General features: G+C 61.9%; 19 protein-coding genes, 1 tRNA gene and 1 pseudogene. 5 read left to right on the top strand and 16 right to left on the bottom strand.

From position 1 onward, the window contains the following. Window positions 1–196: 196 nt before the first annotated feature. From AB4Y36_RS29885 to AB4Y36_RS29860, 6 genes are all read right to left on the bottom strand, one after another. The gene (locus AB4Y36_RS29885; RefSeq protein WP_368684895.1) at window positions 197–2,953 is read right to left on the bottom strand and encodes a TonB-dependent receptor plug domain-containing protein; all 2,757 of its coding nucleotides are present in this window, start codon (window positions 2,951–2,953) and stop codon (window positions 197–199) included. Between the two features lie 293 nt (window positions 2,954–3,246). Next, on the bottom strand, window positions 3,247–4,383 hold the full coding sequence (locus AB4Y36_RS29880) for a tetratricopeptide repeat protein (RefSeq protein ID WP_368684977.1): 1,137 nt from the start codon (window positions 4,381–4,383) through the stop codon (window positions 3,247–3,249). An 83-nt stretch (window positions 4,384–4,466) separates the two neighbouring features. Next, complete coding sequence (locus tag AB4Y36_RS29875; protein ID WP_069261320.1) at window positions 4,467–4,898, bottom strand: biopolymer transporter ExbD; 432 nt, start codon at window positions 4,896–4,898, stop codon at window positions 4,467–4,469. A 9-nt stretch (window positions 4,899–4,907) separates the two neighbouring features. Further along, window positions 4,908–5,333 carry a biopolymer transporter ExbD gene (locus tag AB4Y36_RS29870; protein ID WP_069261321.1) on the bottom strand — a complete coding sequence of 142 codons (426 nt, stop codon included), beginning with the start codon at window positions 5,331–5,333 and terminating at the stop codon, window positions 4,908–4,910. 14 nt (window positions 5,334–5,347) lie between these two features. Continuing rightward, window positions 5,348–6,259: a MotA/TolQ/ExbB proton channel family protein gene (locus AB4Y36_RS29865; RefSeq protein ID WP_368603335.1), complete on the bottom strand. Its 912-nt coding sequence runs from the start codon at window positions 6,257–6,259 to the stop codon at window positions 5,348–5,350. Between the two features lie 75 nt (window positions 6,260–6,334). Beyond that, on the bottom strand, window positions 6,335–7,027 hold the full coding sequence (locus tag AB4Y36_RS29860) for an energy transducer TonB (RefSeq protein WP_368684894.1): 693 nt from the start codon (window positions 7,025–7,027) through the stop codon (window positions 6,335–6,337). A gap of 1,529 nt (window positions 7,028–8,556) precedes the next feature. Here AB4Y36_RS29860 and AB4Y36_RS29855 point away from each other — a divergent pair. Further along, window positions 8,557–9,198 (top strand): TetR/AcrR family transcriptional regulator, encoded by a 642-nt coding sequence (locus tag AB4Y36_RS29855; RefSeq protein WP_069261324.1) that lies wholly within the window; start codon window positions 8,557–8,559, stop codon window positions 9,196–9,198. Window positions 9,199–9,287: 89 nt separating this feature from the next. Continuing rightward, a complete protein-coding gene (locus AB4Y36_RS29850; protein WP_368684893.1) occupies window positions 9,288–10,262 on the top strand; it encodes a DMT family transporter in 975 nt (324 codons plus the stop codon). 237 nt (window positions 10,263–10,499) lie between these two features. Here the strand turns inward: AB4Y36_RS29850 and AB4Y36_RS29845 are convergent, their stop codons facing one another. Beyond that, complete coding sequence (locus AB4Y36_RS29845; RefSeq protein ID WP_368616393.1) at window positions 10,500–11,021, bottom strand: DUF2867 domain-containing protein; 522 nt, start codon at window positions 11,019–11,021, stop codon at window positions 10,500–10,502. A 246-nt stretch (window positions 11,022–11,267) separates the two neighbouring features. Further along, window positions 11,268–11,897, bottom strand: coding sequence for a TetR/AcrR family transcriptional regulator (locus AB4Y36_RS29840; protein WP_069261327.1), 630 nt, complete (start codon window positions 11,895–11,897; stop codon window positions 11,268–11,270). A 324-nt stretch (window positions 11,898–12,221) separates the two neighbouring features. Between AB4Y36_RS29840 and AB4Y36_RS29835 the strand changes: the two genes are divergently transcribed. Together AB4Y36_RS29835 and AB4Y36_RS29830 are read left to right on the top strand one after the other, a co-directional pair. After that, window positions 12,222–13,352, top strand: coding sequence for an alpha/beta fold hydrolase (locus AB4Y36_RS29835; protein ID WP_368684976.1), 1,131 nt, complete (start codon window positions 12,222–12,224; stop codon window positions 13,350–13,352). A gap of 272 nt (window positions 13,353–13,624) precedes the next feature. Beyond that, window positions 13,625–14,314, top strand: a complete 690-nt coding sequence (locus AB4Y36_RS29830; protein ID WP_368603331.1) for an alpha/beta fold hydrolase — start codon at window positions 13,625–13,627, stop codon at window positions 14,312–14,314. A gap of 160 nt (window positions 14,315–14,474) precedes the next feature. Here the strand turns inward: AB4Y36_RS29830 and AB4Y36_RS29825 are convergent. The 3 genes and pseudogenes from AB4Y36_RS29825 to rpoD form a co-directional block, all read right to left on the bottom strand. Then, a pseudogene (locus AB4Y36_RS29825) lies at window positions 14,475–14,624 on the bottom strand (integrase); the annotation flags it as partial. Between the two features lie 130 nt (window positions 14,625–14,754). Then, window positions 14,755–14,842, bottom strand: a tRNA-Ile gene (locus AB4Y36_RS29820). 162 nt (window positions 14,843–15,004) lie between these two features. Then, window positions 15,005–17,260: an RNA polymerase sigma factor RpoD gene (rpoD, locus tag AB4Y36_RS29815; RefSeq protein ID WP_256094438.1), complete on the bottom strand. Its 2,256-nt coding sequence runs from the start codon at window positions 17,258–17,260 to the stop codon at window positions 15,005–15,007. A 34-nt stretch (window positions 17,261–17,294) separates the two neighbouring features. Between rpoD and AB4Y36_RS29810 the strand changes: the two genes are divergently transcribed. Beyond that, a complete protein-coding gene (locus tag AB4Y36_RS29810) occupies window positions 17,295–17,519 on the top strand; it encodes a hypothetical protein (RefSeq protein WP_256094439.1) in 225 nt (74 codons plus the stop codon). A 36-nt stretch (window positions 17,520–17,555) separates the two neighbouring features. Here the strand turns inward: AB4Y36_RS29810 and dnaG are convergent, their stop codons facing one another. The 5 genes from dnaG to AB4Y36_RS29785 all read right to left on the bottom strand — a co-directional run bounded on the left by dnaG (window position 17,556) and on the right by AB4Y36_RS29785 (window position 22,909). Beyond that, window positions 17,556–19,436 (bottom strand): DNA primase, encoded by a 1,881-nt coding sequence (gene dnaG, locus AB4Y36_RS29805; RefSeq protein WP_368616395.1) that lies wholly within the window; start codon window positions 19,434–19,436, stop codon window positions 17,556–17,558. A gap of 133 nt (window positions 19,437–19,569) precedes the next feature. Then, complete coding sequence (locus tag AB4Y36_RS29800; protein WP_368684892.1) at window positions 19,570–20,016, bottom strand: GatB/YqeY domain-containing protein; 447 nt, start codon at window positions 20,014–20,016, stop codon at window positions 19,570–19,572. 225 nt (window positions 20,017–20,241) lie between these two features. Continuing rightward, window positions 20,242–20,454 (bottom strand): 30S ribosomal protein S21, encoded by a 213-nt coding sequence (gene rpsU / locus AB4Y36_RS29795; protein ID WP_013434742.1) that lies wholly within the window; start codon window positions 20,452–20,454, stop codon window positions 20,242–20,244. Window positions 20,455–20,599: 145 nt separating this feature from the next. Continuing rightward, window positions 20,600–21,520 carry a universal stress protein gene (locus AB4Y36_RS29790; protein WP_368605197.1) on the bottom strand — a complete coding sequence of 307 codons (921 nt, stop codon included), beginning with the start codon at window positions 21,518–21,520 and terminating at the stop codon, window positions 20,600–20,602. Window positions 21,521–21,688: 168 nt separating this feature from the next. Further along, entirely contained in the window at window positions 21,689–22,909 is a 1,221-nt protein-coding gene (locus AB4Y36_RS29785) for an NAD(P)/FAD-dependent oxidoreductase (RefSeq protein WP_368684891.1), read from the bottom strand. Between the last annotated feature and the right edge of the window lie 33 nt (window positions 22,910–22,942).

The following is a 22,942-nucleotide window of genomic DNA, read 5'->3' as shown; positions in this document are numbered from 1 at the left end:
CAATCGTGACAAGCTCAACTTCTTCAATCTCATCGTCTGTCTGCATGAGGACGCACACCGGCGTCTGGCCGATGCACGGTTCGTCTGTCCGACGGGGCAGGGGTTTGCCGCCGTCGCTCGCCACTACAGGAAACATTCGAGGCCGGCGGCCTTGGCCGCCTGCCTCATCGACTACTCACCACGTTGCACCGATCGCTCAGAACTTGTACGTCGCTCCGATCTGCGCGAAACGGCCGATATAGTTGTACAGCGACGTGTCGTAGCCCGTCTGGTCGAGCGCGCTGCTGGCAAAGATCGGATCGAACGGAGGCGTGCGGTTGAAGATGTTGTTGATGCCGCCGTAGATCGTCCAGTGCTTGATGCCCGTGTAGGTGACCATCAGGTTGAACTGGCTATACGAACCTACCTTGTCGGCAACCGGCGTGGGCGCAGCCACCGAAAGCGTCTGTGCGTACGGTCCCGTGTACATCCACGTTAGCGCCGCATTCCAGCCGTGATAGGCCCAGTCGAGCGTCGTATTGCCCTTCCAGCGCGGGAAGCTGCCGCCGAACGGCTGCGTGATCGTGAAGTTGTTGCCCGCACCGTTGATGGGACCCGTGGACTGCCCGAGCGTGAAGTCCTTCACGTACGCCCAGTCGGCCGTCAGCGTGAACGTGCCCGCCTTCGTCGGCAACGCCTGGCGGAAGGTGCCCTCGAAGCCGTTCGTGTCGAGGTAGCCGAGGTTCTCGTACGGGAACACTTCATAAACCACCTGGCCTTGCGCATTCGTCACGACCTGCGACGGCGAAGCCGCCTCGCCGATGACGTGATCGACGCGGATCTTGTACCAGTCGAAGCCGAAATCGGTCGTGCGCGTGGGCGAAGTCTGGAAGCCGAGGTTGATGTTGCGCGTGCGTTCAGGCTGCAGGTTCGGATTGCCCTCGGTGATCGTGGTGACCGTGCCGGTGGCCGACTGCTGGATACCGAGCGTCTGCGAAGCGCTGTTTTCGACGAATGTCGGCGCGCGGAAGCCGCGGTTATAGGAGCCGTACATCGTCAGCTCCTTGACGGGCTGATAGCGCAGGGCGAAGCGCGGCGAGAACGCGCCCCCGAAGTCGCTGTAGTGGTCGTAGCGGCCCGACTGACTGAACGTCAGGTTGTGGACGATGGGCACGTCGACCTGGTAGTACACCGCCGCGACATTGCGCTGGCCGTTGACGGTCTGCAGCATCGGGTTCGCCACGAGGCCCTGGGAAAACTCCGCGCCCGGGTTGATGACTTCGCTCTGGTGCAGGAACTGGGCGCCGAAGCCGACACCGATATCGCCCGTTGGCAGATGGTACAGATTCGGCGTGGCGAGCGTTGCGTCAACCGTATCGAGCTTCGAGATGCCCTGGTTGTTCGCATCCATGTACAGGCCGTTCAGGCCATTCGGCGTCGACGACGGATTGGCAAAGTTGAATGTGCCGTTCTGGTAGATGTTATTGAGCGTCGCAGCGTTGAGCTGATTCGTGTAGGTGTTCGAAACGTTGCTCTGCGAGTGGCTATAAGCAGTCGACCAGTCCCAGTCCCCATACTTCGGCACCGAGAACGAACCGCGAATGCCCGTGGACGCACGCCAGAAGTTCGCGTACGTCTCTTCTGCCACGGTACGCGGGAACGAATAGGTGAGCGGCGTGTCCACGCCATACGGGTTGTACGGGTTGCTTGCGGGAACGACGTTGTTGAACGGCGTCAGACCGACGCCCGGAGTATAGGTGAGCGTCGGGGTTTGGGGGCTGCCGACGATGTTGTTCCAGAGACCGTCGTTCGTGGTCGTCTGGGTGTAGCTTTCCCACAGATCGGCAAAGGCGGTGGTCGTGTCGTCGACCTTGAAGTCGGCGTGAACCTTTGCGCTCGCGCGCGTCGTCTCCGGCGCGATCGACATGCCGTTGGCGGTGTTGAACGCGCACACCGTGCCGCCCAGCCCAGCAGCCGCGCCCAGGAAATTGCTGCCGGCAGGATGGACGGAGCCGCCGTATGGGCACCCGCTCAACGCCTGTGCGGTGTTGGGCCCCGTTTGCCAATAGGACGGCGCGAGCAGCGAGAGGCCGCCCGGCTTGTTCGTGAAGTCCTGCGCCGACGTGGAATCGCGGTCGGCCAGCGTCGAGCCCGCCGAGTGATAGACGCTCGCCGATGCGGTGACGTTGAAGCGGTCCGCATTGAGGTCGCCGAAGCCCGCCAGAACGCCGAACTTCGTCGTGCCGTTGCCGCCACCGTCGCTCACCGAACTGCCGTAGCTGCCGTCGAGTTGAAGGCCGCGGAAATCGTGCTTCGTGATGATGTTGACCACGCCCGCAATGGCGTCCGAGCCGTACTGCGACACAGCGCCGGTTTTCACGATCTCGATGCGATCGATGGCGTTGAGCGGGATGGTATTGAGGTCGAAGAAATTGTCGGTGCTGTTCGAATAGAAGGCGAACGGCGCAACGCGCTGGCCGTCGACGAGCACGAGGGTGTACTTCTCGCTCAAGCCGCGCAGCGCGATACCCGCCGCGCCGGCCGCGAAGTTGCCCGCCTGGCCTTCGCTCCAGCTATTGGCCGAGTTGGCCGAAACCGAGCGCAGATAGTCGGCCACGGTCGTCGCGCCGCTATTCTGAATGTCCTTCGTGGTGATCGTTTGCACCTGCTGGAACCCCGTCTTGTCCGATTGCCGGATCAGCGAACCGGTCACTTCGAACTTCTTCAGCTGCTTGACGGTGGCTTTGTCACCAGTCGTGGCGGCTGCGCCGCCCGTACTGTCGGCACCCGTCTGCGCGCTCGCGCCCGACTGCTGCGCGGACGCTGGCGCGGTTGCATTATCCGCCGCGATCGCCGCGCCGCCGTTGGTCACGGGCTGGCTCTGCGCGAACGCCGGTACCGCAAACGCCGCTGAAAACGCCAATTCCGCCCAGATTATTCTTCGAATGGCAACAGCCAATGCTCTTTGTTTCACAGTTTCCCCCTTCTCTCTCGTCGGTCACGTCTACTTCGTTATGCGAAGCAAGGTCTCGTGAACCCCCGCATTAGATTTGACGACGCTGTCGCATCGCGCCACTTTTTACCTGGATTCGCCCTCCCCAGGGCTCTTCCATTTACAGCCGACCACTTGCCCCCAAAACCTCGTGCTGCTTCACTTCTGTCACATCCACCCCTGCCGAGCCAAACCGGGCCACGCCACTCCTTCTTTCCTACGTATACCTAACTAACTACCGAACTTTGATGCGTTGTTGCGGTTCGCTCAAACACTCACGGCTTCGATGCCACCAGCACCCAGAGCTGCGCCAGATCGGCGCTGCCATCGTTGCCCCGTACTGCATTGAAAGCCTGGATGGCTCGCGCTTTCTGCCCCGAGGCAAAATAAGCCTCGCCGAGGCGCAGTCGCGCTAGATCCTGGTGATCAAGGCCGCCCTTCACAATGAGCGATTCCATGGTCGCGAGACCCTGCTTCGCCTGCCCCGCATACACCTGATTGAATGCCGCATCGAACGGTGCGACGGGATTGGCCGGGTCGGGCGCAGCATTGGCGCGCTTTGCCGCTAGTGCCTGCAGGCGACGTTCGCGATCGGCTCCAGCATCGTGACCCAGCACGCCAGACGCAAAGCCCTGATCGATGATCTGCTTGCCTTCGGCCGTAGACCCGGCAACGATCGCCAGTTGCGTCATCTCCATGTAGTCATCGGCGCTGGAAAGCGAGCCCGTCGCGCGGCGCAGGCGATACGTGTCCAGATCCAGTGCGCCGAGATAGCCGGGCTTGCTGCGAATCGCGTGCAGCAGGTCGTCCCAATATGACTGCTTTGGGTGATAAGCCACGAGCTTTTCGAGCGCACTGCGATAAGCTTCCTGGTCGTTCGCATGCTGAGCGCAGGTACCGAGCAACTGGAGTTGCGCCTCCTCCGGCGTATGACCGCCGCGCACCTGAGCTTCGACGCTCGCGTTCAGCAGACGCGTCGCGCTGGCGTAGTCGCCGGAGAGGTAGTACGACTCGACCAGCAGCGTGGCCATCTGGGGATCGCCGCCGCCAGCCTTCTGGTAGCGCTGCGCGACCTTGATCGCCTGGGCATAGTTCTTCTGCTGGAAGTAGATGCCCGCAAGCGCCGCCGTCGTGCGCTGGGCGTCCTCGCCCTTGAGCTGCCCGCTCGCGAGCAGCGATTCATACGCCTGCGCGGCAACGCCGTTCTGGCCCGCCGCCATGGCGGCGGCGCCGCGCATCTCCTCGACCATGTACGTTTCGTACGGCGTCTTGTTCGATACGGCCGCGGCCTGCGCAATCTTGTTGAGCGCGTCCTCGTAGTGGTGCGCGCGGTACAGGTTCTGCGCATCGTTCAGCGGCTTCGCCACGTCGGGACGTAGCGTGTCCGCCGCCCGCGCCGCTGTCGGCACCATGGCCAGCGTCGACAATGCGCTCACCGCGAGCGCAAGCGCCGTCCTCTTGAATCGATAAGAAATGCTCATCGCTTTCGAATGCCTCACTGCATGTACTGTTCGTTGCCGATCAAGCCGATCTTCGTTGCGCCTTCGCGCTGGGCCGCGGCCATCACTTCGGCCACGTCCTTGTATGGCGCGAGCCGGTTCGGACGCAAATGAATTTCTGCCTGCTCCGGTTCGGCCGCGACCTGCGCGAACCTGCGCTCCAGCGTCTCCTGATCGGGCACCGGTGTGCCGTTCCAGGTCATGGCGCCGTCGAAGTCGATGTCGATTTGCACCACCTCCGGCTGCACGGCCGGCGGCGGCGGATTGCCCACCGGCAAGTTCATCTTCACCGCGTGCATCTGGATCGGAATGGTGATGATCAGCATGATCAGCAACACCAGCATCACGTCGATCAGCGGCGTCGTGTTGATGTCCACCATCACTTCGGGTTCGCTTGCTCCACCGCCCGACGATACGTTCATGCCCATAACCGCCCCTTAACCGCCGCGCGCCGGCGGCTCCGTAATGAATGACACCTTGGCGATTCCCGCCCGCTCGCACGACGTGATCACGCGCCCGATGGCCTCATAGCGCGTCGCCTGGTCGCCGCGGATATGCACTTCCGGCTGCGGCGTCTGCACGGACACTGTCTTCAGCCGTGCCAGCAGCGTCGGCGCATCGACGTGTTGCTCGTACCAGAAGAAGTCGCCATCGCGATTGACCGCGATCTCGACGCTCTTCGGCTGCGTCTGCAGCGGCGTCACCGTCTGCTTCGGTAGCTGGAGCTGCACTGTATGCGTCACCACGGGAATCGTGATCAGAAAGATGATCAGCAATACCAGCATCACATCGACGAGCGGCGTCGTGTTAATGGACGAGATGACCTCGTCGTCATCGCCCTCGCCTCCAACGCTCATGGCCATGGCGTACTCCTCGCTCAGTCGGCCATGACGGCGGCGCGCGGCGCGGAGCGCGCGACGCGCTTGCCGCCAGCCAGCAGAACCGTATGCAGTTGCGCGCCGAAGCCGCGGACACGCTCCATCACAGCCTTGTTGCGTCGCACGAGGAAGTTGTAGCCGAGCACCGCCGGCACGGCCACGCCCAGACCGATGGCGGTCATGATGAGCGCCTCACCGACCGGACCCGCGACCTTGTCGATCGAAGCTTGACCTGCAATACCGATGGCCGTCAGCGCGTGATAGATGCCCCACACCGTACCGAACAGGCCGACGAACGGCGCGGTCGAGCCCACTGTGCCGAGGAATGCCAGGCCGTCCTGCAGGCGATTCGACACGCTGGTGATGGCGCGCTCGACCGAAACGTCGATCCACGTGTTTCGATCGACGGCCTCGAGCAGCGCTTCGTCGTGATGCTCGCCGGCCTCGATCGCGGTTTCCGCGATGAACCGGAACGGCGACGACTCCTCGAGCTGCTTTGCGCCTTCTGCTAGCGACGGCGCGCTCCAGAGCTGCTCGTCAGCGCTCTTCGCACGACGGTTTGCGCGGAACTGCTCGAAGAACTTGGTGATCATGATGTACCAGCTGCCCATCGACATCACCACGAGCAGCAACAGGACGAAGCGCGCGACGAAGTCGCCGTTCTTCCAGAGCGCGCCGAGACCGTATGGGTTCGTGACCGTCTCCGAGGTGGCCGGTGCGGGGGGCGGCGCCGGCTGGTCCGCGCTCGCGGCGGGTGACGGTGCGGCGACGGCTGCGGTGGCGGGCGCCGACGCGACTGCCGCAGGGATGCTAGCCTGCGCGTTGGCAAGCTGCGGCGCGACAAAGGTATCGACCGTGGCTACCGCGATCAACATGCTTGCCGCGAGTGCGGCGTAGGAACGCTTTTTCATGCCTGCTCCAATTCATCCGTTGAACATCTAAAAATCCGGGTAATGAGTCGCCACCCGATACATGCAGCCCGAGCGTCAGTTGAGACTGAACGAGAACGGAACCTGCACGCGTACCGGCTGGCCTTGCGAAATGCAGTTGAACTTCTTGACTGCGTTGAATGCCGCGGCATCCAGACTGTCGTCATTGGCCGACTGCGCCACTCGCTCATTCGTAACATGACCTTGCGGATCCACCACGAATTCGATGAGCACGTCGCCGGTCACACCGTTGTCCTGTGCCTCTTTCGGATAGCGGATCGACGAACGGATCTCATCCGAGTTTGGACACACGACGCCCACTTCGTGGCTCACCGGCTTCTGCACGGGTGCAGGCGGCGCGGGTGGTGCAGGCGGTGCGGTGACAGGCGCGCTGACCACGGGCGCAGCCTGATGCACGATCGACTGCTGCGGTGGCGCCTGCACCGGCACTTCTGGAGGCGGCACGAAAGGCGGCGGCGGAGGCGCGAACTTCGGCGGCGGCAGCTGCACGGTAGGCAGCGGCGGCGGCGGCGGTGCTACGGGCTGGATGATCTTCGTTTCAATGGGATGCTGAATCACCTGCACGACCTTGTTTGCAAGACCATTGACCAACGCGTAGATGAGCACAATGTGCAATACGATTACCGCGCCAATTCCGCCGTAGCGGCGCACAGGGTTCTGCTGCCTACGCCCGAATTCGCGTGGGCGGCCTGGTCCGCCCGAGCGCACGCCTTCGGCTGGCGCTCCCATTTGCACTTTCATCACCACCTTCGCTCCCTCGGCGCAGTACGCCCCAATCCTGCCGCAGAAAACCCTCGTCACGCCATGACCACAAGTCGCGCGTGACAGAAACCGACTTGATGCGAAATTACATTCGCACTACGAATTAGAAAATGCAGCCCACGCGGCAATTCCTGGCCGCTCATGAACCCGCAATGTTTCTTGTGCTTATCGACAATCGATAGTTGTACTAACCCAATACATTTCGCTTCGGCACCAACGCGGCCGACTATCCGTCATTTGCCCTCCGCCTGGACGCCATCAGGGGTCTCGGACCGCCAGATCTATGTGTCAGTTTTGTTGAAGCGAGTCGAAGATAGCAAAAAAAAATGCCAGTGAGAAAACTTTTTTTGATGGAGCAATATCATGTTTAAGTATTTGCTCTCTAATTGCGAATTCCGGCACCAACGTGGTTCAAGCGCTTTCTGTCGATCATCGAAATGGTGCAAATATCCATTAATTACAAAATCATTATTTAATCATTTCACGTTTACAGCGTTAATTCAGGCGGCTCTGATTTCCGCTAGCGGCGTCCACGGGAGCGCACGAGATCGGGGGGAGTCGACCGCAACGACTACACTGGAGTTCTTGAGCCGCTGGGGAGAGACGGTCATGGAACTGCATTGGAATATCTATCTGGAGCGGCAAGGAACGGGAGAAAGGGTCACTGTTGGCGCTGTGCGACGACCGGTTGAAGGCGCGACGATTGCGGATTTCGGCTTATCCCTGGCGGAAGGCCGTCGACTTCCGAGGGCCCTGCAACAGCTCGCTGCACAAGATCAGATCCGCGCTTTAGTCCCGAGAGTGATTTCCTGCTTGTGCACACCCGAGCCGTTGGACGACAACGATGACTCCCCCGACGTTGAGCGATGCCGACGCGCTACTTGCATTCGAGGTCGAAAACCGGGCCTACTACGAGCAATGGATTAACGCTCGCCCTTGCGACTACTACAGCGCTTCCGCGGTTCGCGAAGCGATAAGAGCAGCAACTAGCGATAGAGTCGGAGATCGAGCCTATCAGTACCTCGTTTGGCTCGACGATACGATCGTCGGTAGCTTGTCAGCGTAACTCGCCCATCCATGGCGAGTGGCATCACCTCCTCTATTTCGAATGCCATCTCGACGAGCCGGAAGCGCCGCCTGCAACAGGTCGAGCGAACGTTGCATTGACTTCCAAATCGAACTAGTCGTTTTGGGAGGGGTGGTAAGCAAAAGCACCCATTTCGCCGCAGCTGAATGGCTCTCGCGCGAGGACGCGACAATCCTCTCTACGTTTCTATAGGGACCGCTCCGGGTCGACTATGCCTGTTGCATCAGGCGCGTCCCAGACGACTGGTGCACTCGGTCGTTCAATTCCGGCATCAGTATCCCTCTCTTATTTCCGATTGCGGCGATCAAGGTTTCATCCAGAAAACTGAATATCCTCAATCGCCCAGCGAGCGTTTTGGAATAGAGTCTGCAGGTTGATTTTGAGAACGATTGGTTCTAATATCTACTCCATGACTACCTTCGACAGTTCCCGAACTCGCGCTCGCTCCCGTCCCGGACGTTCTGCGGAACGCGGCCGACCGCGGGAATTCGATGTCGACCAGGCGATCGACGCTGCTGCCCGAATATTTTGGGCGCATGGTTATCACGCGACGCCTGTCGAGGCGCTGTGCGACGCTACAGGCGTGTTCCGCGGCAGTCTTTACCGGACCTTCGGCGACAAGCACGGTTTGCTTGTCGCGGCGTTCGATCGCTATGCGGAAGGTGCAGTCGCGCGGCTGAAGGAGCGGCTGGCCGCCGACATGCCGCCGGCTGACGCGTTGCGCGCGGCGCTGCTGCATTACACGTTGGTCAGCGCGAATCTGCTCGATCGGCACGGCTGCTTGATCACCAATGCGGCGATCGAATTGCTACCGGACGACCAGGACATGCGTTCCCACATCGAATCGACGCTGCACCGCATCGCGACGCAGTTCAGTCTTGCGATCGCGCGCGGCCAGCAGGCTGGCCAATTCGATAAACGCTTGGACGCAGAGGAGGTCGGTCGGTTTCTGCTCTGCATCGTTCAGGGGATGCGAGTGCTCGGCAAGACCGACTTGGACAAATCCGCGCTCACGTCGATTGTGGACATGACAATGCGAGCGCTAGTCTGAGATGAACGTTTCCATTGGCACGAGTCGGTGATTGTGGGGATGTCGGCGGCCGCTGGCATTTTTTTAACCCATTTTGAGAACGATCAGTCATGAAATCAATCTCAGCTTCATCTGCATCTTCGATACGTTACTGGAAGGGCGTTGCACTGTGCCTGGTGGGTACGGTGCTGATGGGCGCGATGTTTCCCATAATGACTGACGCGTTGACACACGTCGATCCATTCACGTTTACGTCCCTGCGCTATCTGATAGCCGGGGTCGCTTTCGCTATGCTGCTACGGTATCGCGAAGGTGCTGGCGCGTTTGCCGCCCACGGCCACTCGCTCGGGACTGCGTGGTTGCTCGGCTCTGTCGGCTTTTGCGGCTTCGGCTCGTTCGTTTTTCTCGGGCAGCAACTTGCCGGGCCGGGCGGCGCGCTCGATGCGTCGATCATGATGGCAACGCAACCGATGATGGGCTTGCTTCTTAGCTCGTGGCTACGACGCAGCGCACCACCAGTGCTCTCGCTTCTGTTCGTCGCGGCATCGTTCTCAGGCGTGTCGCTGGTGATTACGAACGGCGATTTGCTGGCCGCCATTCACGGACCCCAGCACTACGCTGCCAGCGGGCTGATCGTGATGGGAGCGTTTTGTTGGGTGGTATACACGTTCGGCTCGGCGCGGTTCGCACGCTGGTCAGCACTGAAGTACACAACGATGACGACCTGGCTAGGTCTTACCACGATCGTTACCGTCAACGCGATCTTGATTGCACTGCACGCAGTGCCCGCGCCGACGTTGTCGATGCTGCGTTCCATTGCGCCGCATCTGCTCTACATGGGGCCCGTCGCTGGGTTCGGCGCGATCTTGTTCTGGGTCTCCGGAAACCGGATCCTGGGTCCGATGAACGGCGTGCTGTTCATGGACGTCGTACCGATCACCGCATTCGTCGTGTCCGCGCTGACCGGAGTAGTGCCGATGTCGGCCCAGATCGGGGGCGCAACATTGACTGCCGTCGCGCTAATCATGAACAACGTTTATTTGCGTCACCGCTCGTTGAGGATGACGGCGTCGGCTGCAGCATGATCGGATACTCCACGATGCACATGGGGACGGCTGAACGGATCAATGGCGTATTTAGCTGGTACTGCGTCTGGAACAGCCTCGGCGGCCCTGTCGGGCATGAATGACTGCAAGTGAAGGGGCGAGAGAGTGACTGAACAGGCCAGAATGGATAGCTACGCCTGGTCCTGACCGCTTTCAAGAGGCCGCCACTTTGAGATCTGACCATCTACGGGTGGAAGTAGCGTTGACGAATCAGCGCTACCGGCCGGGCCATCCGATCCGCTGTGCCCGGTCGAGCGAGGCTCGCACGACGAGGCGGTGGAAAGGAGCGATAAGGCCGAGATAGGCCCGACCCAGCAAACGATTGTAGAAGACAAGCGTAGTGACTATCAGCCGCTGGGGCCGGCCCTCAGATGCAGGCTGCACGAGAACCGACACACGGAAATCAAGATGCGTGTCGTTCTCGCCCAGAATGATCTCGTCTTTGTGCCGTTCGAACACGCGGAAAATACTAAGCCGGTCTCCCTTCGCGATTTTCAGATCGACCGTTCTTTTAAGTCCGAATGGCCATACGGCAATGTCGCGAACTCCCTGCAGCGTCGCGATCCACTCGGGTTGCTCGGCAAAGATGTGTCGAGCGAGAGACTCTGCGTCGTTGCAGGAAGTCCCTGGCAAGTCCACCGAAAATGCGTCGGCAAAATCAGCCTTGCCGTACGACCGGCTCAGCCGTGAGGTCGCCGGGAGGCCGACCTGTTCGGCCTTCTTCGAATTCGTCTGCATGGCCATTCTCCAGGCGTTCAAATTGCCCCGGCTGCCGCTGCACGTCCCAAGCGAACACAGTCGAGAGAATTGGCACGGCATATGCCTGCTTAAGCCGAAGCCAAACCGGTTGTGCGGTCCGGCAATGGACAATGCCAAGACGTTCCTGCGGTGGCTGCTCGTCTGCGAACGGACATTGGCGAAAGACCGACGGTCTTCACAGGATGCTCGGTGCCGATTTCGTCCGACCGAGAACACTGGACCGGATCACCCCTCCGGCCCAGCCCACCTTTGGGCACTGACCTCTGCCAGCGCCTCGAATATAGCCGGCGTGCGTTCAAGGCGGGCGATCGTCCGCGCGCCTTCGAGGGCTGCAACCAATGCGGCTGCCGTAGCGGACGCGCGCTCGGGAGCGAAGCCGCATCCCCTGAAATGCTCCGCAATAAGCCCAGTCGACTCAGCAAATCCGCGCGCTACCCGTTTGGTCAGGTCAGCGTCGAGCGCGGGCAGCTCATTCGCCAGATTTTGCATTAGACATCCGTACTGGAAATCAGAGGCGACCATTTCGGCCGCAAAGGTCCTGAAAATCTGATGAACAAAATTCAGGGCATCACCCGTCGTATTCGCCGAGATGTCCCGTAATACAGCAATTCGATTCGCAACGTACTCATCGATTGCTTCTTCCGCGAGTTGTGCCTTGCCGCGTGGAAAGTGAAAGTAGAACGATCCTTTAGGCGCACCGCTTTCTTCAAGGAGCTGGGTCAATCCCGTCGCAGTGTAGCCCTGGATGCGAAACAGTCGTTGGGCCGTGGCAATCGCACGGGCGCGGGCGTCAGTCTTACGTGGCATGCCGAGAACATAGCACGTTTCGCTTGCTGATTCTATGGTGATTGCCATACTATGGCGATCACCATACCAGGAGTTGCCGATGCCTCCCGACCCAATCGCAAGTCAAGAAGGCTCGTTCAATCATGCGCCGCCTGCCCAGATTGCGGCGGCGCGCTCGCTGGAACTGAACCCAGCGCTTGCATGCGGACGGGGCGTTCCGTCATGAGTCATCCACGTGGCTTTATGCCTTCCCGACGAGCTGTCCTGGCGATGGGCGCGGTCAGCCTGGCGGCCTCTTTAATTCGACCCGCCCGCGCAAACCCCATTGGAGGAATTGACTTGTCCACATCAACATATGCCGAGGGAACGCTCCCGAAGACGGTTCGCTCGCGCATGATCCACGGGGTAAATGGCCTCGATGTCCATATTCTCGAGGCCGGTTACGACAAACCCGGCCGGCCGCTCGCACTGCTTCTGCACGGTTTTCCTGATCTGGCTTACGGCTGGCGACACCTGATTCCAATTCTGGCTGACGCCGGCTACCACGTCGTAGCGCCTGACCAGCGGGGCTTTGGCCGCACCACCGGTTGGGTGAACGAGTACGACGCCCAGCTAGCGCCCTTCAGCCTTCTGAATATGACGCGCGACGCCCTCGGACTGGTTTTGGCATTGGGATATCGGCGTACGGCAATGCTTGTCGGGCACGACCTCGGCTCGCCCGTGGCGGCCTATTGTGCGCTAGCCAGACCTGATGTTTTTCCCTCGGTGGCGCTGATGAGCGCACCGTTCCCCGGCCCGCCGGCGCTTCCGTTCGACATTGCGGAAAGCGAGGTATCGCCGGTTCAACCGAACACGGCCAATCAAAAGTTAGCAGCCGCGCTGGCGGCACTCGACCCGCCGAGAGAGCATTACCAGCAATACCTGAGTTCACGAGAGGCGAACCATGACATGTGGCACCCCCCTCAGGGCTTACACGCGTTTCTTCGAGCATTTTTCTACGTCAAAAGCGCCGACTGGCCGGGAAACAAGCCGCATCCGTTGAAGGCGCTAACCGCCACAGAACTTGCACAGTTGCCCACCTATTACGTCATGGATCTCGGCAAGACGATGCCCGAGACCGTCGCTCCATTCCAACCTTCCTCCGCCGATGTCATGGCCTGCAAATGGCTCACCGAGCCGGAACTTGGGGTGTACACGGAGGAGTATGGCCGCACGGGATTTCAAGGCGCCCTGCAGGCCTATCGCGTCTTTTCCGACCCTGACCTGAACGCTGAGTTGCGCCTGTTCTCGGGCAAGACGATCGATGTCCCGTCGGTTTTCATTGGCGGGAAGAGCGATTGGGGCACCTATTCAGCGCCTGGCGCGCTCGATCTCATGAGGACGAAGGCGGCGACGAGAATGGGGGGCATCGAGTTGATCGACGGCGCCGGTCACTGGATCCAACAGGAGCAGCCGGTTCGGCTCAGCGAGCTCCTCCTTGCCTTCATCAAGGAAGTGGGCGAGCCAGGTCACATCAGCGATTAGGTTGGGGAATGGCTACCGCCTGGGCCCTTTGCGCACCGCGGTCGCGGGTCGCCCATTTGCTTGCCGACAGTCGGTCGGCGAACTGCCGCGGCCGAGAACGGCAGTTCGCCATCAACCTATAGATCGTTGACGGTCAATGAGATCGTCATTGCAACAGCCCGTCGCGAGCGTCTGCTCTAATTGGAAGGTTGGTCAAAAACGCGGACAATCGCTTTGCTGCCTAGTCGGCACGCGCGCCGCCCGCTGGGCCTGAAAACACCTGTCTTCCCTCTATGCCGCTACCGCTGATTTTTCTCCCCGCTATGCCGTGCGACGGGCGTATGTACGCCGAACAGGTCCACGGACTAAAGGATCTTGTATCAGCGTCTGTTTGCGTACTCACGCAATCGACTTTTGCCGAAAGTGCGGAGAGCCTTTTGGCTTCCACAAAAGGCCCATTCATCCTCGCTGGCACAGCCTATGGTGGGTGCCTTGCAATGGAGGTACTGGCACGGTGTCCAGATCGTGTCCACGGAATCTGGCTAATGAACTGCCAACCAGGCGTTCACCCGAATCCGGATGTGGCTCGTGCAACAAGCCAGAGAATTCGTTCCGGCGAACATGAGCGCGTAATCGCGGAGTTCGCCGAGCACGCGATTCCTTCTCAGGACGTTGTTTCGAGGGCTGCGTTCGTTCAGATGGCCCGCGACGCGGGGGCCGAAGTATTCGCACGCCAGTCGGATGCTACGTTGACTCGCTCAGATCATTGGCCGACGCTTGCAGCGAGCAGGATACCAACACTGCTCGTATGGGGGGATGCTGACCGTTTCGTTCCAGTCAGCGTGGGCCGTCGCATTGCCACGTTGATTCCGCACGCCCGCTTTGTGTCGCTCGAAGGTTGCGGACACTTCCCAACCCTCGAGCGGCCGTCGCTCTGCACCGAGCTTGCACGTCGTTGGCTGGTCGAGTCAGCCCTCGGCTGAATTCCATATTGCTCAGGCAGCCGGGCGTCGCCCAGCCTGCTTCGGTAGGTCATCGGCCAAATGAATCCACGGCACCGCTTCTCTCTCCGCGCTGCGTGAGCGGTTGAAGTTTTCTCGAAGAAATCGAAGCGGAATCGATCTATGATGGTAAGTATTCCTATTAAAACCGTGTGTGCTCTTTTGGGGTCGTCCTTGCGCCACGTTCCAATTTATCGAGATGATCGGCCCAAGCCTGCATCATTTTCCGACGTGCGGGCAGGTATTCAGCAAAGTTGTAAGCGCTCCGAACCTCGTCGCGTTCACCGTGTGACCCCCACCAACCAGCGGAAGTCAACGGACCAAGCCAGCAAACAGCGGAACAGCCGACGGCCTGAGAAGCCCACCCAGTAAGGGTTTCGGCTACTCCATCGGAATATGTTGGAGTTCTATGGAATAGCGAATGGTGGGCCGGGTGGGGTTCGAACCCACGACGTCCTTTCGGAGGCGGATTATGAGTCCGCTGCCTGCAACCAACACGGCGTCCGGCCCACGAAGCTACGAAGCGTAGCGACAAACGAAACAACGATGACGTGTCAACAAAAAAGCCCGGTCTACCCAAAGGCCGGGCTTTTCGACGACAGGCCGACATACTACACGAAAGCGGGTCGGCCTGGCCATCTTGCACATGACTTCTGTGCATTAAAACCAATCTCAATTCCCTTCAAGGAACGACTTGAGCTTGTCCGAACGGCTCGGGTGGCGCAGCTTGCGCAGCGCCTTCGCTTCGATCTGGCGAATGCGCTCGCGCGTCACGTCGAACTGCTTGCCCACTTCTTCGAGCGTGTGATCGGTGCTCATTTCGATGCCGAACCGCATGCGCAGCACCTTCGCCTCGCGCGGCGTAAGCGAGTCGAGCACGTCCTTCACGACATCGCGCATCGAGGCATGCAGCGCGGCGTCGGCAGGCGCCACCGTGTTGTTGTCCTCGATGAAGTCGCCCAGATGCGAATCGTCGTCGTCGCCGATCGGCGTTTCCATGGAGATCGGCTCCTTCGCGATCTTCATGATCTTGCGGATCTTGTCCTCCGGCATTTCCATCTTCTCGGCGAGCGTTGCCGGATCCGGCTCGAGACCGGTTTCCTGCAGGATCTGCCGCGAAATGCGGTTCATCTTGTTGATCGTTTCGATCATGTGAACCGGAATGCGGATCGTGCGCGCCTGGTCCGCGATCGAGCGCGTGATGGCCTGACGGATCCACCACGTCGCGTAGGTCGAGAACTTGTAGCCGCGCCGATATTCGAACTTGTCCACCGCCTTCATCAGGCCGATGTTGCCTTCCTGGATCAGGTCGAGGAACTGCAGGCCACGGTTCGTGTACTTCTTCGCAATCGAGATCACGAGACGCAGGTTCGCCTCGGTCATTTCGCGCTTCGCCTGGCGCGCCTTGAGTTCGCCGGCCGCCATCTGGCGGTTGGTTTCCTTCAGGTCCTTGAGCGGCAGCACCACGCGCGCCTGCAGATCGAGCAGGCGCTGCTGCTGTTCGCGGATGGCCGGAATGTTGCGCGAAAGGATGCCGCTATACGCATGGCTCTCGCCGACGATCTTCTCCGACCACTCGAGGTCGGTTTCATTGCCCGGGAAACGCGCGATGAACTCCGAGCGCGGCATGCCGCACTTGTCCACGACCGTGTGAAGAATCTGGCGTTCGACCTGGCGCACTTCGTCCACCTGCGCACGCAGCGTGTCGCACAGACGCTCGACGGTACGCGCCGTGAAGCGGATCGACATCAGCTCGTTCTGGATGGTTTCCTGCGCCTTGAGGTAGGACTTCGACTTGTAGCCTTCCTTCTCGAACGCACGGCGCATCTTGTCGAACCATTCGCTGATGAGGGCGAACTTTTCGAGCGAGGCACGCTTGAGGGCTTCGAGCTGCGCCGCGTTGGCCGTCGCCTGCGCCGCGCCGTCGTCCTCTTCCTCCTCCTCTTCTTCTTCCTCTTCGGCCTCTTCCTCTTCGTCCTCGTTTTCGATCTCTTCCGCTTCCTTCGCGTTGAAGCCGTCGGTGTCTTCGGCGTTCGGATCGATCAGGCCGTCGACGAGCTCGTCCACGCGAATCTCGTCGTTCGCTACGCGCTCGGCCATGGCGAGGATGTCGGCAATGGTGGTCGGGCAGGCGGAGATCGCCATGACCATGTGCTTGAGGCCGTCTTCAATGCGCTTGGCGATCTCGATTTCGCCCTCGCGCGTGAGGAGCTCGACCGTGCCCATTTCGCGCATGTACATACGCACCGGGTCGGTCGTGCGGCCAAATTCGGAGTCGACGGTGGAAAGCGCGACTTCCGCTTCCTCTTCCACTTCGTCGTCCGAAGAAGCGTTGGGCGCGTTGTCGTTGAGCAGCAGCGTTTCGGCGTCGGGGGCCTGCTCGTAGACGGCCACGCCCATGTCGTTGAACGTGCTGATGATGCCTTCGATCGCCTCGGTTTCCGTGAAGTTGTCCGGGAGGTGATCGTTGATTTCCGCATAGGTGAGGAAGCCGCGCTCCTTGCCGAGCTTGATGAGCGCACGCAGCTTCGTGCGGCGCTCCTCGAGCTCCTCGACGGTGCCGGGCTGCGACGACGCGAACGCGTCTTTCAGCAGCGCCTTCTCCTTCGCTCGCCGGTCGCGCGCACGGGTGGTCTTTTCGACCTTGCCCGCGGCGGGGGTGCTGTCTTCGCTCTGGTTTGCGTCGTCATCGACGGGTACTTCATTCAGCTTTTTCGTCATGGAGTTCGCCGTACCGGCTAGTGTCTCGACTCGCGGCTGCTGGACAACAGCCTCTTGAACCGTGGATGCTTGAGCCTCGCGCTCTGCCGCATCGTCCTCGACGGCAGGCACTTCCCTTGCACTTCTCGAACCGGACCGCTTCGTTGCCGGCTGCGTAGCGGCTTTCGCCGCACGGACAGGCGCTGCTCGCGCAGCCGAAACAGTCATCGACCTCTTCCGGGTAGCCGGTTCAGAACGGTTGGTGGACCCACTGCCCGACGACCGGGCGGAAGAACTGGCAACTGTGGCCGTTGTGACCTTGCTGGTCGGCTCCGTCGAGCCCTTGCCTGTTGCCTTTTTTCCGCCTGTAGTCTTTGCCATTGCCATTCCGCCCCTTGCTGGAAAACTGGACATTCACGGATTACCCCAACCCATTATGCCCACCCGGAAAAAACAAAAACAAACCGCTGAAAACCTGTTATTTTAGCACGCAGGGCAATAATCCCCCTGCGCGGTCCTTCCCTTACAAACCGAGCTGACGTTTCATGTCAGCCCGCGTCTGATTCAGTGACATCAATTCGGCAAGTTCCTCAGGCGTATGTCGCGACTGCCGCGAAAGCGCGTCCAGGCGATCGCAACAGGCGTCGTACCGCATTTTCAGGATTGCCGCCGTCAATTCTTCGCTCACGAGCCGCTCCTGCTCGCGGCGCTCCTCCACTGCAGCGCCATCTTCCGGATTTTTCATCAGCAAATCCCGAACGTTTTCATCATAGTCCAGAATTTCGCGAAAAATCTCCTCGAAGGTTGGAGCATTGGCCCCATTTCTCAGCAGGTCCGAAAGGAGCTGAAATTCCGCCGACTCGCCCAGCGCCCGCGCGTGAGTGGTTACTTCCTCGAACAGCTCGCCGTGGCGCGTCAGTCCGATCAACGCCTTTTCGGCCTCTTCCTCCAGTTGCAGCACGATGCGCGGGTGCATCACGAGGTTGCGCAGCGCCTTGCGCTCGATCCCGGTCACGAGGTGCCGGTCCTTGCGTGCGGGCGCCTGGCGCGCCGCCTGGGCAATGCGCGCGTCGACTTCGCACAGCGCCGCCACTTCTTCGAACGGCACGTCGAGGCGGTCCGCGAACATGTGCATGATCTGCGCCCGCAGGGCGTTCGCCGGCAGCTGCTGCAGCAGCGGCTTCGCGTCGAACAGCGCCCGGGCGCGCCCTTCCGGCTGGTCCAGTTCCTTGTCCGCCAGTACCTCGTTGAGCATGAACTGGGACAGCGGCATGGCCCGCTCGACCTGCTCCGAGAACGCCTCGGTGCCGAATTCGCGTACGTAGCTGTCCGGGTCATGCTCCTGGGGCAGGAACAGGAAGCGGATCGTGCGATTGTCGGCCGCGTGCGGCAGGCAAGCGTCGAGCGCACGGCGCGCCGCGCGGCGGCCGGCCGAGTCGCCGTCGAAGCTGAAAATCACCGTGTCGGTCTGACGCATGAGCTTCTGCACGTGGATCGGCGTGCACGCGGTGCCAAGCGTCGCCACGGCATTCTGGAAACCCAGCTGAGCGAGCGCGACGACATCCATATACCCCTCGACCACCAGAACGTAGCGCTGTTCCCGGATCGCGAGGCGGGCCTCGAACAACCCGTACAGTTCGCTGCCCTTGTTAAATAGCGGCGTTTCCGGGGAATTCAAATACTTGGGCTCGCCGCCGTCCAGCACGCGGCCACCAAAGCCGATGACCTGACCCTTCACGTTGCGGATCGGGAACATCACGCGGTCGCGGAAACGGTCGTAGCGGCGCGACTGGCCTTGCGCGTCCTGCTTTTCGCTGACGATGACGAGACCCGCCTCGACCAGCGCATCGTCTCGATAGTTGGTAAACGCAGATTCGAGGTTCTGCCATCCATCGGGCGCGTAGCCGAGGCCGAAGCGCGCGGCGATTTCGCCGGTGAGGCCGCGCTTCTTGAGGTACTGGATGGCGTTGGTCGCGCTGCGCAGCTGCTTGCGGTAGTAGTCGCAGGCAGTCTGCATGACGTCGGAAAGCGCGGTGGTGACGGCCTTCGAGGCTGCCGGAGCATAGCCGCCCGCCGCGCCAGCCCCACCGCCGCCGCCACGCATGGGCGAAGGCTCTTGCGGCACGGTCAGGCCGACCGACTGGGCGAGTTGCTCGACGGCTTCAGGGAACGTCAGTCCCGCGTGCTCCATGAGGAAGCCGATGGCGGTGCCGTGCGCGCCACAGCCGAAGCAGTGATAAAACTGCTTGGTTGGACTAACCGTGAACGAAGGGCTCTTCTCGTTGTGGAACGGACACAAGCCCATGAAGTTCGCGCCGCCCTTCTTGAGCTGCACGTAGCGACCCACCACGTCGACGATATCGACGCGGTTCAGCAGGTCTTGCAGGAACGAATGCGGAATCATCGAAGCGAGCGCGCTTGGGCAGCCGGGGCTCGCGCGGCCCTATACGTGACATACGCGCGGCATACGCGTGACGTACGGGCCTCGCGGCGTCCGCCCTTGGGCCGGGCCGGCGCCGCGTGCGAGCCGGTTGCGCTTACTTCGAGAGCGCGGCTTTGACGAGCCAGGAAACGGCCGTCATGTCGGCGCGCCCGGCCAGCTTCGGCTTGAGCACACCCATCACCTTGCCCATGTCCTGCGGGCCGGCTGCGCCCACCTGGGCGACGGCGGCCTGCACTTCGGCGGCGATCTCGGCGTCAGAGAGCTGCGCGGGCATGTAGGCGGTCAGGACGACCAGCTCGGCGGCTTCCTTCTCGACGAGATCGGTGCGGCCCGCGGCCTCGAACTGGCTGATCGAGTCCTTGCGCTGCTTGATCATCTTGTCGATGACGGCCGTGATGCCCGCGTCGTCGAGCGTCACGCGATCGTCGACTTCACGTTGCTTGATAGCGGCGAGCAGCAGACGAATCGTGGCGAGGCGCTCGCTTTCGCGCGCGCGCATCGCGGTTTTCATGTCGTCGTTGATCTGGTCTTTGAGACTCATCACTCACCTGAAATACGTTGGGGTTGCTGGAATGCAAAAACCCGCCTGGAAACGCTTCCAGGCGGGTTGGCGCAAATTCGACATGGTTGCGACCACACCAGAGGACAGCGGCGGCCGCGTTGCGCGATGAAACCAGAGACCGCGGACCGGCTGTCCACGTCGCCGTGACATTGATGCGAGGCCCACGCTGGAACTGCGCGGGCACGCGTCACGGCTACGCCGGAATCAGTACAGCTTCTTCGGCAACATCTGGCTGCGCAGACGCTTGAAGTGGCGCTTCACCGCCGCCGCCTTCTTGCGCTTGCGTTCAGCCGTAGGCTTCTCGTAGAACTCGCGCGCGCGAAGCTCGGTCAAGAGACCGTTCTTCTCGATCGTGCGCTTGAAGCGGCGCATGGCAACTTCAAAGGGTTCGTTTTCTTTTACGCGGATGGTCGTCATTTTCCAATAACGGATCGGGGGTAAAGAAAATTGAGTATAGCAGTTCCGGGTTGGGGCATCGCGTGCCGGTTCGGGGGGAAACCCCAATTCCGGCAGCCGCCCCGATCGCCCCCGGAGCCTTTCCCGGCGGGGCTGCGCAGCATCATCAGGCAGCGCCCGGCCCGACCAGCAGCAACGGCACATGCGTGATCTCGATGGCGCGCTGGGCGACGCTGCCGAGCAGCCAGCGCGCGACGCCACGCCGGCCCTGCGTGCCGAGCGCGACGAGATCGGCTTGCCAATCCTGCGCGTCGCGCAAAACGGTGTGGGCGATGTCATCGCGCATGCGCCCGGTGGCGACCAGCGCCGTTTCATAAGCACGTCCTGACACGTCGAGCTGCGTGTGTGCGCTGGCCAGCGCCTTGCGCCCGAGGTCGGCAAGCGCATCTTCCAGCACCGAGCCCGGCACCGGGTCGCCGGCCACGCTGCTGCGGTCCACGACATAAACCGCGCGCAAGGTGGTTTGCGGTTCGGCCAGCCGCAGCGCCGCGTCGATCGCCTGCGCCGAGGCCGGACTGCCGTCCGTCGCCAGCAGGATGCGGGCGAGTGGCGCGTGACCTTTCGCTTCCTCGTACTCCACGGGCACGACCAGCAGCGGACAGGGCGCGCAAACCGCGAGCGCGCCCGAAACCGAACCGTCGACCCAGCGCTTCATGCGCCCCTGGTGCCGCGTGCCGACCACCAGCATGTCGGCCTCCCAGTCACGCGCCGCGTCGGCGAGCGCAGGCACGACAGTGCCTGCTTCGCCGGAAAGACCGACCACCTGCCCTTCGACCAGCGCGACCTGGCCGTTGAACGCCGACATCGCGTGCTCGAGCGTACGCTCGGCGGCGTGGAGAGAATCGCCGCGCGCCGCGTTGAGCGCGCCCGTCATCCACGCATCGCCCGCGCTGTACGCGCCGCCCGCGTTCCACGCGCCCGGCTGTTCGGCTGCGCAGACGATACGCACCTGGACGTCGCGCGGCGCCACGCGCGACGCGAAACGCAGTGCCTGCGTCGATGCCTTCGAATCGTCCACGGCAATCATGATTCGCCGCAGTGGCCCGCGCATTTGCCCGCTGTGCTGCTGTTCCTCTCGATTCACGTTTCGTACCTTTTCCTCGTGGTCAGGCATTCAAGCGTGAACCTCGGGCGCCCAGCCAACAATGACAGGGGTCAACCGCGAGAGATTCGGCAGTGCGTATCGGTCAGGAAATCAGTCCGTGCCCAGTGAATATTCGGCGGCAGCCTCCCCGGCCGCGACGCCCGAGGCCCACGCCCACTGGAAGTTGTAGCCGCCAAGCCAGCCCGTCACGTCCACGGCTTCGCCTATGAAATAGAGGCCCGGCACGCGCTGGCTCATCATCGTCGCCGAGGAAAGCTCGCGTGTGTCCACGCCGCCGCGCGTGACTTCGGCCTTCTTGTAGCCTTCGGTGCCCGTGGGAGTAAGCGTCCACTGGGCCAGCCCCTCGCCGATCTTGCGCAGCGTTTTATCGGGCAGATCGGCAATACGCGCGTCGGCCTTCACCTGATGCGCCTCCAGCCATACATGCGCGAGGCGTGCCGGCACCCACTCGGCGAGCAGGTTGCCGATCTGACGTTTCGTCGCGCCCTTGGCGTCGATCAGCGCCGCCGCCGGATCGTGCTCGGGCAGCAGGTTCACGCGGATCGGCTGGCCGGGCTGCCAGAAGCTCGAAATCTGCAGGACGCCGGGGCCGGAAAGGCCGCGATGCGTGAAGAGCAGGTCTTCGTCGAACGCGCCCCCGGTCCTGCGCTCGCCCGTCGCCACGTGGACTTCGAGCGATACGCCCGCGAGCGGCACATAGGGCGCCCACTCGTCCTGCGCGAACGTGAGCGGCACGAGCGCCGGGCGCGTGTCGATGAGTTTGTGGCCGAACTGCTTCGCGACGCGATACGCGAAGTCGGTTGCGCCGATCTTCGGGATCGACAGGCCGCCCGTCGCGATCACGAGCGCTTTCGCGCGTATCTCGCCCTGCGGCGTGCCGAGCGTGAAGCCCGCGCCGTCGGCGTGGCTCACCGCTTCGACGGGCAGCGGCCGGCGCCACGCCACGTGGCCCGCGTCGCACTCGGCGCGCAGGACGTCGATGATCGCGTCGCTCGACTGGTCGCAAAAAAGCTGGCCCTTGTGCTTTTCGTGCCAGGTCACGCGATGCTGGCGCAGCAGCGCGAGGAAGTCGCGCGGCGTGTAACGCGCCAGCGCCGAACGGCAGAAATGCGGGTTGTGCGAGAGATAGTTGGCCGGGCTCGCGTGCAGGTTCGTGAAGTTGCAGCGCCCCCCGCCCGAGATGCGGATTTTTTCCGCGAGGCGCGGCGCGTGGTCGATCAGCGCCACGCGGCGGCCCTGCTGGCCCGCCACCGCCGCGCACATCATGCCGGCCGCCCCTGCGCCGATCACGGCGATGTCGAAAGATTCCATGGCGCGCATTCTACCTGCGCGGCGGCGGGGCTT

It is taken from the genome of Paraburkholderia sp. BR10936 (assembly GCF_040965735.1).
In the GTDB taxonomy this organism is placed as follows: Bacteria; Pseudomonadota; Gammaproteobacteria; order Burkholderiales; family Burkholderiaceae; genus Paraburkholderia; species Paraburkholderia nodosa_A.
The sequence above is the reverse complement of the archived record's forward strand: the minus strand, read 5'-3'. Positions and strand labels throughout refer to the sequence as shown.

Coding starts and splice junctions, on each gene's coding strand:
- AB4Y36_RS29880 (WP_368684977.1), bottom strand. CDS start 4,383: ATGGTGCCGACAGCGGCGCGGGCGGCGGACACGCTACGTCCCGACGTG.
- AB4Y36_RS29875 (WP_069261320.1), bottom strand. CDS start 4,898: ATGGGCATGAACGTATCGTCGGGCGGTGGAGCAAGCGAACCCGAAGTG.
- AB4Y36_RS29870 (WP_069261321.1), bottom strand. CDS start 5,333: ATGGCCATGAGCGTTGGAGGCGAGGGCGATGACGACGAGGTCATCTCG.
- AB4Y36_RS29865 (WP_368603335.1), bottom strand. CDS start 6,259: ATGAAAAAGCGTTCCTACGCCGCACTCGCGGCAAGCATGTTGATCGCG.
- AB4Y36_RS29860 (WP_368684894.1), bottom strand. CDS start 7,027: ATGGGAGCGCCAGCCGAAGGCGTGCGCTCGGGCGGACCAGGCCGCCCA.
- AB4Y36_RS29855 (WP_069261324.1), top strand. CDS start 8,557: ATGACTACCTTCGACAGTTCCCGAACTCGCGCTCGCTCCCGTCCCGGA.
- AB4Y36_RS29850 (WP_368684893.1), top strand. CDS start 9,288: ATGAAATCAATCTCAGCTTCATCTGCATCTTCGATACGTTACTGGAAG.
- AB4Y36_RS29845 (WP_368616393.1), bottom strand. CDS start 11,021: ATGCAGACGAATTCGAAGAAGGCCGAACAGGTCGGCCTCCCGGCGACC.
- AB4Y36_RS29840 (WP_069261327.1), bottom strand. CDS start 11,897: ATGGCAATCACCATAGAATCAGCAAGCGAAACGTGCTATGTTCTCGGC.
- AB4Y36_RS29835 (WP_368684976.1), top strand. CDS start 12,222: ATGATCCACGGGGTAAATGGCCTCGATGTCCATATTCTCGAGGCCGGT.
- AB4Y36_RS29830 (WP_368603331.1), top strand. CDS start 13,625: ATGCCGCTACCGCTGATTTTTCTCCCCGCTATGCCGTGCGACGGGCGT.
- rpoD (WP_256094438.1), bottom strand. CDS start 17,260: ATGACTGTTTCGGCTGCGCGAGCAGCGCCTGTCCGTGCGGCGAAAGCC.
- dnaG (WP_368616395.1), bottom strand. CDS start 19,436: ATGATTCCGCATTCGTTCCTGCAAGACCTGCTGAACCGCGTCGATATC.
- AB4Y36_RS29800 (WP_368684892.1), bottom strand. CDS start 20,016: ATGAGTCTCAAAGACCAGATCAACGACGACATGAAAACCGCGATGCGC.
- rpsU (WP_013434742.1), bottom strand. CDS start 20,454: ATGACGACCATCCGCGTAAAAGAAAACGAACCCTTTGAAGTTGCCATG.
- AB4Y36_RS29790 (WP_368605197.1), bottom strand. CDS start 21,520: ATGATTGCCGTGGACGATTCGAAGGCATCGACGCAGGCACTGCGTTTC.
- AB4Y36_RS29785 (WP_368684891.1), bottom strand. CDS start 22,909: ATGGAATCTTTCGACATCGCCGTGATCGGCGCAGGGGCGGCCGGCATG.